This window comes from Glycomyces algeriensis (genome assembly GCF_027622855.1).
Classification (GTDB): Bacteria; Actinomycetota; Actinomycetes; order Mycobacteriales; family Micromonosporaceae; genus Glycomyces; species Glycomyces algeriensis.
Window position 1 is genome coordinate 378,927 of record NZ_JAPZVR010000002.1, and the last position, 10,781, is coordinate 389,707.

The 10,781-nt window shown below is 70.7% G+C and carries 10 protein-coding genes; 3 read left to right on the plus strand and 7 right to left on the minus strand.

Going from position 1 to position 10,781, the window contains the following annotated elements; translation table 11 throughout:
* Positions 1 to 344 precede the first annotated feature (344 nt).
* From araA to araB, 3 genes are read right to left on the minus strand one after another with little or no spacing between them, the layout of a single operon-like run.
* The gene (gene araA, locus O2L52_RS04970) at positions 345 to 1,841 is read right to left on the minus strand and encodes an L-arabinose isomerase (protein WP_270114224.1); all 1,497 of its coding nucleotides are present in this window, start codon (positions 1,839 to 1,841) and stop codon (positions 345 to 347) included.
* 4 nt (positions 1,842 to 1,845) lie between these two features.
* Positions 1,846 to 2,535: an L-ribulose-5-phosphate 4-epimerase gene (locus tag O2L52_RS04975; RefSeq protein ID WP_270114225.1), complete on the minus strand. Its 690-nt coding sequence runs from the start codon at positions 2,533 to 2,535 to the stop codon at positions 1,846 to 1,848.
* Positions 2,532 to 4,196, minus strand: coding sequence for a ribulokinase (araB, locus tag O2L52_RS04980; protein ID WP_270114226.1), 1,665 nt, complete (start codon positions 4,194 to 4,196; stop codon positions 2,532 to 2,534). The genes O2L52_RS04975 and araB overlap by 4 nt, the downstream gene beginning before the upstream one ends.
* 464 nt (positions 4,197 to 4,660) lie before the next feature.
* On the opposite strand from araB, the gene O2L52_RS04985 reads away from it, so the two are divergent.
* Positions 4,661 to 5,506: an SDR family oxidoreductase gene (locus O2L52_RS04985; protein WP_270114227.1), complete on the plus strand. Its 846-nt coding sequence runs from the start codon at positions 4,661 to 4,663 to the stop codon at positions 5,504 to 5,506.
* Between the two features lie 360 nt (positions 5,507 to 5,866).
* Here the strand turns inward: O2L52_RS04985 and O2L52_RS04990 are convergent, their stop codons facing one another.
* The 4 genes from O2L52_RS04990 to O2L52_RS05005 all read right to left on the minus strand — a co-directional run bounded on the left by O2L52_RS04990 (position 5,867) and on the right by O2L52_RS05005 (position 8,115).
* On the minus strand, positions 5,867 to 6,433 hold the full coding sequence (locus O2L52_RS04990) for a hypothetical protein (RefSeq protein ID WP_270114228.1): 567 nt from the start codon (positions 6,431 to 6,433) through the stop codon (positions 5,867 to 5,869).
* The gene (locus tag O2L52_RS04995; RefSeq protein ID WP_270114229.1) at positions 6,430 to 6,957 is read right to left on the minus strand and encodes a phage holin family protein; all 528 of its coding nucleotides are present in this window, start codon (positions 6,955 to 6,957) and stop codon (positions 6,430 to 6,432) included. Before O2L52_RS04995 ends, O2L52_RS04990 begins: the two co-directional genes overlap by 4 nt.
* A gap of 23 nt (positions 6,958 to 6,980) precedes the next feature.
* On the minus strand, positions 6,981 to 7,310 hold the full coding sequence (locus O2L52_RS05000; RefSeq protein ID WP_270114230.1) for a plasmid stabilization protein: 330 nt from the start codon (positions 7,308 to 7,310) through the stop codon (positions 6,981 to 6,983).
* A 277-nt stretch (positions 7,311 to 7,587) separates the two neighbouring features.
* Positions 7,588 to 8,115 carry a DUF4383 domain-containing protein gene (locus tag O2L52_RS05005; protein ID WP_270114231.1) on the minus strand — a complete coding sequence of 176 codons (528 nt, stop codon included), beginning with the start codon at positions 8,113 to 8,115 and terminating at the stop codon, positions 7,588 to 7,590.
* 193 nt (positions 8,116 to 8,308) lie between these two features.
* On the opposite strand from O2L52_RS05005, the gene O2L52_RS05010 reads away from it, so the two are divergent.
* Together O2L52_RS05010 and O2L52_RS05015 are read left to right on the plus strand one after the other, a co-directional pair.
* A complete protein-coding gene (locus O2L52_RS05010; RefSeq protein WP_270114232.1) occupies positions 8,309 to 10,147 on the plus strand; it encodes a transketolase in 1,839 nt (612 codons plus the stop codon).
* 108 nt (positions 10,148 to 10,255) lie between these two features.
* Positions 10,256 to 10,672 (plus strand): CBS domain-containing protein, encoded by a 417-nt coding sequence (locus O2L52_RS05015; protein WP_270114233.1) that lies wholly within the window; start codon positions 10,256 to 10,258, stop codon positions 10,670 to 10,672.
* The last annotated feature ends 109 nt before the right edge of the window (positions 10,673 to 10,781 follow it).

Consider the following 10,781-nt stretch of genomic DNA (forward strand, 5'->3'; position numbering starts at 1 on the left):
ACCGGCGTGTCTTGTCGGACCCCGCTGCCACGATCGCCGCAGCACCGCGTTCCCCTTTGGGTGGGTGGGGGCTCGGGAAGGAGGACCATCCCGAGCCCCCACCCTCCCAGAGGGGACCGTCAGCATCGCATCCCGCCCCGACAACAATCCGCGTCGTAACCCCGCCCCCGGCCGAACCCCACCCGAACGAGTGAAGGGCGCGCTGGGAAACGAGTGAAAGGCGGGCCGGAGCATGGGCCCGGAACGAATGAAGCGCGGGCCGAAGAACGCCCGGAACGCGTGCAGGGCGGGCCCGATCCGGGCCCGCCCTGCATACGTCTCGCCTCGCGGCGCTCGCCTCGCGGCTAGATGCCGCCCTCGAGGTGGTGGTACACCTGGTTCCAGCGGAGCTGCTGCTTGAACTCGCGCACGTTGGTGCCCTCGCCGATCGTCACCAGCTCGATGCCGGCGATCTCGGCGAAGTCCTCCAGGACCTCGCGGCCGAAGGCCTGCGTGAACGAGGTGTGGTGCGGGCCGCCGGCGGTCAGCCAGGACTCGGCGGAGACCTCCAGGTTCGGGCGGGGCTCCCAGACCGCGCGCGCGACCGGCAGGTTCGGCAGGTCCTCGTCGGGCTCGACCGCGTCGACCTCGTTGGCCACCAAGCGAAGCCGGGTGCCGAGGTCCATCATGCCGACGGTGATGCCCGCGCCCGGCGGGGCGGTGAAGACCAGGCGCACCGGGTCCTCCTTGCCGCCGATCCCGAGCGGGTGGATCTCCGCCTTCGGCTTCTCGGCCGCGATCGTCGGGCACACCTCGAGCATGTGCGCGCCGAGGATCTGCGGGGACTCCGCGCCCAGGTTGTAGGTGTAGTCCTCCATGAAGGACGTACCGCCCTCGAGGCCCGTGGCCATGACCTTCATGAGGCGCACCAGGATCGAGGTCTTCCAGTCGCCCTCGCCGCCGAAGCCGTAGCCATCGGCCATGAGGCGCTGCACCGCGATGCCCGGCAGCTGCTTGAGCGAGCCCAGGTCCTCGAACGTGTCCGTGAACGCCTTCGCGCCGTGCTCCTCCAGCACCGAGCGCAGCGCCAGTTCGATGCGGGCGGCATCGCGCAGCGACTCGTGCCGCTCGCCGCCGACCCGCAGCTCGGGCACCACGTCATAAGCGGTCTCGTACTCGGCGACGAGGCCGTCCACGGCCTTGTCGTCGATCTCCTCGACCCGCGCGGTCAGCTCGTTGATGCCGTAGGTGTTGACCTCGACGCCCAGCTTGATCTGCGCCTCGACCTTGTCGCCCTCGGTCACGCCCACATAGCGCATGTTGTCGCCGAAGCGGACCAGCTTGAGGTTCTGGACCTCGTTCCAGCCCAGGGCCGCGCGCGACCAGTCGCCGATGCGCGCCTGGACCTTCTCGTCGCCCCAGTGCCCCACGATCGTCTTGCGGCGGTGGCGCAGGCGCGTCAGCATGTACCCGAACTCGCGGTCGCCGTGGGCGGCCTGGTTCAGGTTCATGAAGTCCATGTCGATGTCGGCCCACGGCAGGTCCCGGTTGTGCTGCGTGTGCAGGTGCAGCAGCGGCTTCTGCAGCACGCCGAGCCCGGAGATCCACATCTTCGACGGCGAGAACGTGTGCATCCAGGCGACCACGCCGATGCACTCGTCGGCGGCGTTCGCCTCCAGCAGGACCCGCTTGATCTCGTCGGGGGTGGTCAGCACCGGCTTGGCGACGACCTTGACGGGGATCGCGGACGCGCCGTCGAGCCCGGCCACGATCTCCGCCGAGTTCTCGGCGACCTGCTCGATGGCCTCGGGCCCGTACAGGTGCTGGCTGCCGGTGACGAACCAGAGTTCCTTAGTTTCCATTGCTTTACTGCTCCTTGGAGGACGGCTGCTGGCCGTAGACGTTCTGGTAGCGGTCGTAGAGCTTGTCGATGTCCGCTTGAGGGATCGGGACCGGCTCGCCGAGCTGGCGCGAGATGTGGACGGTGCGCGCCACGTCCTCGGCCATGACGGCCGCCTTCACGGCGGCCTTCGGGTCCTTGCCGATGGTGAACACGCCGTGGTTCTGCATGATGACCGCCGGGGAGCGGTGGCCCTGCAGGGTCTCGACGATGCCCTTGCCGATCGCGTCGGAGCCGATGCGCGCGAACGGGCCCAGCGGGATCTCCCCGCCGAACTCGTCGGCCATCGCCGTGATCACGCACGGGATCGGCTCGGCGCGCGCGGCCCACGCGGTCGCGTACGGGCTGTGCGTGTGGACCACGCCGCCGACCTCGGGCATCCGCTGGTAGACCACGTTGTGGCTCTCCGCGTCCGAGGACGGCGCGAGCTCGCCGTCGAGGATCTTGCCCTCGAGGTCGGTGACGACCATCAGCTCGGGCACGAGGTCGTCATAGGAGACGCCGCTCGGCTTGATGACGATGAGGTCGGTGCCCGGGACGCGGCCCGAGACGTTGCCGCTGGTCCAGGTCACCAGGCCCCAGCGCAGGAGCTCGGCGTGCAGGTTGCAGACCTTGACCTTCATCTCCTCGACGGCCGGAGTCGTCTTGAAACTCATTTCGTTGCCTCCGTGGCGATCTTGTGCAGCGTGTGCAGTGCGCGGGAACCGCCGCGGCCGAAGTGGTCGTGCAGCTCCTCGTAGACGGCGTACAGCTCGTCGTAGGCGTCGGCGCGGGCCTCGTCGGGGACGTACGCGTTGCGCTCGACCTTGCCCATGGCCTCGGCGGCCGCGACGATGTCCGGGTAGGCGCCCGCCGCCACGGCGGCGTGGATCGCCGAACCCAGAGCCGGGCCCTGCTGGGAGGTGAGGACCGTGATCGGCATGCGCAGCACGTCGGAGTAGGTCTGCATGAGCCACTTGTTCTTCAGCAGGCCGCCGGCGGCCACGAACTCCTCGATCGGGACGCCCGCCTTGACGAGGGTCTCGACGATCATCCGGGTGCCGAACGCGGTGGCCTCCACCAGCGCCCGGTAGATGTCCTCGGGCTTGGTCTGCAGGCCCAGGCCGAGGATCACGCCGTGCAGGTCGTGGTCGACGAGGACGGAGCGGTTCCCCGAGTGCCAGTCGAGCGCGACGAGGCCGTGCTGGCCGACCGCCTGGCCCTCGGCGAGCTCGGTCAGGTACTGGTGGATCGAGATCCCGCGCTCGTCGGCCGCGGCGGTGTACTCGCCGGGGACGCCGTTCTTGGTGAACCAGGCGAAGATGTCGCCGACGCCGGACTGGCCGGCCTCGTAGCCCCACAGGCCCTTGGTGATGCCGTCGCGGACCACGCCGCACATGCCGGGGGCCTCGGTCAGGTTCTCGCCGTTGACGACGTGGCAGGTGCTGGTGCCCATGATGGCGACCATCTGGCCGGGGCCGACGGCCTTCGCGGAGGCGGCGGTGACGTGCGCGTCGACGTTGCCGGCGGCGATCACGGTGCCGGCGTTCAGGCCGGTCCACTCGGCGGCCTGCGCGGTGAGCTCGCCGGCCTTGTCGCCGAGCGGCAGGAGCGGATGCTCCATCTTGGCGTTGAAGTCGGCGAAGTCGGGGTTGAGGGCGGCCAGGTACTCGCGCGAGGGGCGCTCGCCGTCCTGCACGATGCCCTTGTAGCCGGCGGTGCAGGAGTTGCGGGTCTCCTCGCCGCACAGCTGCCACACGATCCAGTCGGCCGCTTCGATCCAGCGCTCGGCGCGGTCGTAGACCTCGCGGTCCTCCTCGAGGAGCTGCAGGCCCTTGGCGTAGGCCCACTCCGAGGAGATCTTGCCGCCGTATCGCGGCAGCCAGGACTCGCCGCGCTCGGCGGCGACGGCGTTGATGCGGTCGGCCTGGCCCTGCGCGGCGTGGTGCTTCCACAGCTTGGGCCACGCGTGCGGGCGGTCCTTGAGGTCGTCCAGCTCGCACAGCGGGGTGCCGTCGGCGGTGGTCGGCAGGATCGTGCACGCGGTGAAGTCCGTGGCGACGCCGACCACCTGGTCGGCGCTCACGCCGGCGGCGGCCAGCGCGGCCGGCACGGCGTTGCGGAGCACGTCGACCCAGTCCTTGGGCGACTGGAGCGCCCAGCTGCGGCCGAGGCGGACGCCGGAGCCCGGGAGGGCCTCCTCGATGGCGCCGTGCTCGTAGACGTGCTCGGCGCTGGCAAGCTCGCGGCCATCGGCAACCGACGCGACGACGACCCGGCCTGACAGGGTGCCGAAGTCGATCCCGATAGCAACGGCATCGTTGTCGCTGCCGGTCATGGCGCCTCCTTGGGGGTGCTCGTTTTCGACTCGTTCGTCGAGGTCTTCAAGTGAAAAGTGACCGCTCACATGCAGCTGTTCCACCGCGTGAGGGTGGCAAGGCAAGGATTGGATCCCCAACAACCTAACGCATTCGCACGTCGGGTACCAGCAGCGGTCCGATGATCGGGAGCCCGAACCGGAAATACCGGATCGATTCCGGCGCACCTCAAAGGGTGGGTGGGCCCCGAGTGTGATCGAGGTCCCTCGATGGGTGGCGCTCGCCGTACGTTGTACGGCGAATTGCCGGACCTCGCACATTGCGCGGAGGCAATTGTACGGCGTACAACGTACAACGTACGCCATACCAGGTACCGCGAAATTATACCCCGTACGCCGTACGGGATTACTCGCGATCGGCGGCGGGTATTCGCAGCTCCGGAACCGGCCGAGCCGCGGCCGGGTGCAGCGGAAGGGGAGGACCGATGAGCAAGCCGGGACAGCAGCAGCAGCCTCCGGGGCAGACCGAGGAGATGACCCCGAAGCCGAAGGACAGCATGGAGGGGTACCAGGGAAGCGGCCTCCTGAAGGACCGCCGGGCCCTCATCACCGGCGGGGACTCCGGTATCGGCCGTGCCGTCGCGATCGCGTTCGCTAAGGAGGGCGCCGACGTAGCGATCGCCTACCTCGAGGAGCACGAGGACGCCGAGCGCACCGCGGAGCTGGTCAAGGCCGAGGACCGCCAGTGCGTGCTGCTCCCGGGGGACCTCGCGGACCGCGACCACTGCACTGCGGTGGTCGACGACACGGTGAAGGCGCTCGGCGGGCTCGACCTGCTGGTGAACAACATCGCGACGCAGACCCCGGTCGAGCGGCCGGAGGACATCAGCGACGAGCAGTGGGAGCACACGTTCAACGTGAACATGCACAGCTTCCACCGCGTGACCAGGGCGGCGCTGCCGCACATGGGCGAGGGGGACGCGATCGTCAACTGCGCCTCCGTGAACGGGTTGCGCGGCAACAAGACCCTCATCGACTACTCGGCGACGAAGGGCGCGATCATCGCGTGGACGTACTCGATGGCGCAGGCGCTCGCACCGCGCGGCATCCGCGTCAACTGCGTCGCGCCGGGCCCGGTGTGGACGCCGCTCATCCCGTCCACGCTGCCGGAGGACCACGTGGAGGGCTTCGGCGACCAGGTGCCGCTGGGCCGCCCGGCCGAGCCGGACGAGCTCGCGCCCTCGTTCGTGTTCCTCGCCGCCAACCGCATGTCGTCGTTCATCACCGGCGAGGTCATCGCGGCCCTGGGCGGCGAGACCATGCCAGGCTGAGCGACTCACGGGCAACGTGCCGCGGCCGATTTCGGCCGCGGCACGTTTGCGCATGTCGACGCCGCTCCCCCGCAAACTGTCGTACCCGCATGTCAGGGTTAGTACCGGGGGCCCATCGATGTCCGATTTGCCGGGACCCTCCGCTCACGTTCAGCCGCAGCCGAACCGGCGTTCAGCTCCGTTGTACCCGCATTTCAGCGTGAGCCTCGAATCCGCCGTTGGCGTTGCTTGCGAGCCGTAAATTTGCGGAGGTGACCGGCTTGCCGGGACCCCTCCGCTCACCCTCGCTAACCGCCCCCGCCCCGCGCAAAGGCGGAGCGGCGGGCCATGGCCCGCCGCTCCGCTGCTCTGCGCGTCGCCTCAGTGGGCGAGGCGGCGCATCACCTTCTTGCGCTGCTTCTGCACCGTGGTCGCGGCCGAGCCGAAGGCGTCCTTCGCCGCGGCCCAGCGCTTGCGCGAGGCCTGGCGGGCCGCCTTGCGGCGCATCTCGGTCGCCTTCATCGCCGCGCGCGCCGCGTCGCGCGCGGCCTTGGAGGTCCTGCGCTGGTCGCGGATGACATGCACCCCGACCACCGCGGCGGCCGCGGCGCCCGTAGCGGCGACGACCACCGTCAACGGGTGGCGGCGCATCGGCGCGAACGGCCCGTGCGCGTGCGCCGCGTCCGGGTCGAACCCGAGCTTCGACCGCAGCTCCAGCACGGAGTCGTTGACCCGTTCACGGGTCCGCTCGGCGTCCTTCTCCAAGTCCGCTGTGGACTTGTGCTGGTCCGCCTCAGCGTCCTGAAGGGCCCATTCCTGCTGTCGCACCATGTCCTCCCCATCGGGCTGCTCGTCCTCCGGCTGGTAGGGCATGCCCACCGCCGGAGGCGGCGCGAGCCCTACGCCGGGCGGGACGGCCGCACTCGGCGGCACCGTCCAACCGGTCATCGGTCCATCCTCCCTCGCAGGGCCCGGGCGTCTTCCCGGGCGTGCTCCATCGTCTCGTCGGGTACCGGCGGCATGGCGTCGCGGATCTTGGCGCGTCCCACCATCGCGAAGATCCCCGCGACCGCCAGGAGCAGCACGCCCATCACGAGCGCGGCCAACCACGCCGGCCACACCAGCGCGAGCGCGATGCCCGCCGCGAGGGCCAGCGCCGCCCCGCCGTAGATCGCGACGACGCCGGCCAGGGCGAACATGCCGCCGCCGAACGCGCCCCGCTTGGCCTTGTCGCCGATCTCGCGCGCGGCCAGTTGGGCTTCGACGCGGGCCAGGTGCGCCACCTGGGAGGTCAGGTCGCCGACGATCGCGCCGACCGAGCGGTCCTGCTCCTCCCAGTCGCGGCGTCCCCAGCCGCGGCGCCCGTGCGCGGTGCGCTCGCGGGTGTCGCGGTCGGCTTCGGCCCAGTCGCCGCCGTGCTCGCGCTCGGCGGCGCGGATGGCCTGCGCCTCGGGGTCGTGTCGGACCTCCATGTCCTCACCTCTCTCCGCCGGGCTCAGGAGCGCTTGTCGACGGCGCGTTGGAGCTCGGCTTTGTTCATCTTGGATCGGCCTTCGATGTTCTTGCGCCGGGCCTCCTGGTAGAGCTGCTCCTTGGTGCGGCCCTTGGGTCCGGAGTGCGAACGCTTCCCGCCCCGCTTCGAGGACGACATGTCCTTGGTGGAAGTGCGGCTGGCCGTCTTGGTCTTGCCCTTGCGGGCGCGTTCCTTGTTGACGGTGCGCGCTGCCATCTCCTCGGCGCGGTCGTCGCTCATGCCACGATCCTCCGCCTGGTCCCGGATGTGCTTGTACTGGCGTTCTTCCTTCTTGCTCCACTCTTTCGGCATGATGCCCTCACCTCCACGGTGTCCGGTTTCAGCCAGGTGCGATGCGCTTCGGGTTCCCCCGCCCGGCTGGAGGAAACCTCGCCTGCGCGGAGGCGGTGCTGGTCGGGACGGGTGCATACTCTTGTGGCCTGGGGGTAGCCCTTTCCGGCAAGCCGTGCTTGCAGGGCGACTCCCGCAGGCCGGCGCGGTTGTAGAGGGCTGCCGCGGCGGGCCGGCGGAGCACCGATGAGAGCGGCGCCTCGGGAATCCGTCCCGAGGCGCCGTTCCGTGCGCGCGGTCAGCGGGCCGCGCCGCGGTTGGTCTCGCCGAAGTCGCCTTCGCCCCGGGCCTCGCTCTCCTTGGGGAGCTTGGTGTGCAGGACGAGGCCGAGCGCGATCATGACGAGCCCGATGCCGAGGTGCAGCAGGTCGATCGTCCAGTTCGTCGGCATGAAGTCGAGTGCGCTCGAGTCGGCCACGATGAGGCCGTAGAGGCCCAGGAGCGCGAAGAACGCGCCGACGCCGAGGAGGTAGGCGCGCGAGGCGGCGACCATCCAGCCCATGATGAGGCCGAGGACGCCGAGCACGAGGTGGACGAGGTTGGACAGGACCGAGACCTCGAAGACGCCGAAGAGCTCGGCGGTGGTGTCGTTGCCCGCGAAGCTGATCCCCGAGAAGCCCGGGGTGAAGACCGGCACGAAGCCCATGACGCCGAGCAGGAGGAGCACCCACCCCGCGGCCGTCGCTCCCTGCTGGACCGCGGTCGTGCGCCGCCGTTCGGCCTCCCACCAGTGGTGTCCGGTGGTGGACATCGGTTGCGAGTTCATCGTTCGCCCTCCTTCGCCCGGTGTGCGAAGCGCGCCGCCCGCCCGCCTATGGGCATCAGGCGAGGCGGCGCGCCACGGGGTCCGTGCGGACCCGCAGTGCCGGGGTACCCGCGAGCGCCGCCGCGACACCCCGGTTTCACGGCGGCGGGCACGGGTAGCCAAGGCGTCCAGGCACCTAGACTCTGGAGGAGCCGTGAGCGTCATCGAGGCCCGCACCAGCGACATCGCCGAACTCGGGCAGCAGCTGCGCGTCGACGCGGTACGCGCGTCGGCCCGCGCCGGGTCGGGGCACCCCACTTCGTCGATGTCGGCCGCCGACCTCATGGCGGGCCTGTTGACCGGGCACCTGCACTACGACTTCGACCACCCGCACCTGCCGGGGAACGACCGGCTGGTGTTCTCCAAGGGGCACGCGTCGCCGCTGCTGTACGCGATGCTGCACGCGGCCGGCGCGATCGACGAGGAGCGCCTGCTGACCTACCGCCGGCTCGGCTCCGAGCTGGAGGGTCACCCGACCCCGCGCCTGCCGTGGGTGGACGTGGCGACCGGGTCCCTCGGGCAGGGGCTCCCGATCGGCGTCGGCATGGCGCTGGGCGCGCGCCTGTCGGGTTCGCCCGCGCGCGTGTGGGTGCTGTGCGGGGACGGCGAGATCGCGGAGGGCTCCATGTGGGAGGCGTTCGCGGCCGCCGCGGACTTCGGCCTGGGGAACCTGTGCGCGATCGTGGACGTGAACCGGCTGGGCCAGACGGGGCCGACCCGCTACGAGTGGGACACGGCGGCGTACGCCGCGCAGATCGGCGGGTTCGGCTGGCACACCGTGGAGATCGACGGGCACGACCCGGTCGCGATCGACAAGGCGTACGCCGAGGCCGCACGCCAGGACGTGCCCACGGCGATCCTGGCGAAGACCCGCAAGGGCAAGGGCGTGGCCGCCGCGGAGGACAGGGAGGGCCTGCACGGCAAGCCGCTGGCCGAGTCGGAGAAGGCCGTCGTGGAGCTCGGGGGCGTGCGCGAGTCGCTCGTCCGCGTGAGCCCGCCGCGGTCGCGCGAACCGCGGCGCACGCAACCGTCGCAGCCGATGGCGTACCCGTCGTTCTCGGTGGGGAGCAGCGCCGCGACCAGGGACGGCTTCGGGGCGGCCATCGAGGCGCTGGGCGAGGCGAATCCGGACGTGGTGGTCGTCGACGGCGAGGTCGCCGACTCGACCCGCACGGCCGCGTTCAAGAAGGCGTTCCCGAACCGCTTCTTCGAGTGCTACATCGCCGAGCAGCAGATGATCGCCGCGGCGGTGGGACTGCAGTCGCAGGGCTGGATCCCGTACGCCTCGACGTTCGCCGCGTTCCTGACGCGCGCCCACGACTTCCTGCGCATGGCCGCGATCGGCGGCGCCGACCTGCGCGTCGTCGGCTCCCACGCGGGCGTGTCGATCGGCGCGGACGGGCCGAGTCAGATGGGCTTGGAGGACCTCGCGATGTTCCGGGCGCTGTGGCGCAGCGTGGTCCTGTACCCGTGCGACGCGAACCAGGCCGCGCACCTGACCGCGACCATGGCCGACCTGCCCGGCATCAGCTACCTGCGCACCACCCGCGCCGCGACGCCGGTGATCTACCGGGGCGACGAGCTCTTCCCGGTGGGCGGCAGCCGGACCCTGGTCGGCTCGGCGCACGACAGGGCCGTGATCGTCGCGGCCGGGATCACCGTCTCCGAGAGCCTCGGCGCGGCCGAGCGCCTCGCCGACGAGGGCATCCCGGTGCGCGTCATCGACGCCTACTCGATCAAACCGCTCGATGCGGCCACCATCCGCCAGGCCGCCGCGGACACCGGCCGCGTCCTGACGGTCGAAGACCACTGGCCGGTCGGCGGCCTGGGCGACGCCGTCCTCGACGCCGTGGCCGGACAGGTCCCCGATGTCCGCTTCCACAAGCTGGCCGTGCGCGGCATGCCCGGTTCGGCCGGGCCGGCCGAGCAGATGGCCGCGGCCGGGATCGACTCGGCCGCGATCGTGCGGGCCACGCAGCGGCTCGTGGCCTGAGGCCGGGAACCCGCAAAACGCCGCAAGGAAGAACAACGCGAACGATACTCGTGACAACGGCTCAACGAATACGGGTCTAGAAACAGACTAGAAACGGAGACGAGCAGCATGGCAACCGCACGCGACCTCATGCACACCGGGTGCACCTGCGTCAAGAGCAACGACACCGCCGCCAACGCCGCCAGAATGATGGCCGAGCTCGACGTCGGCTCGATGCCGATCTGCGGCGCGGACGACGACAAGCTCCACGGCATGGTCACCGACCGGGACCTGGTCCTCCAGGTCATGGCGAAGGGCCACGACCCTGAGACCTTCACGGTCGACCAGCTGCCGCAGGGCCACCTCATCCTCGCCGACGCGAACGAGGACGTCGACAACACCATGGCGAAGATGAAGGAGCACCAGATCAACCGGCTTCCGGTGATCGACCAGGGCCGCCTCGTCGGCATCATCTCGATCGGGGACATCGCCAACCGCATGCCCGAATCGGTGACCGGCGACGTCGTGGGCTCCATCAAGGCCTGACCTAAGACCCCGGGGAACACCTGGGGCGCAAGACCACAGGGGGTGGAAGCGGGGCCGCGGGGGGGGGCCCGGGGGCCGCGGCGTGGGGCCCGGGCGGGGGGGCCGGGGG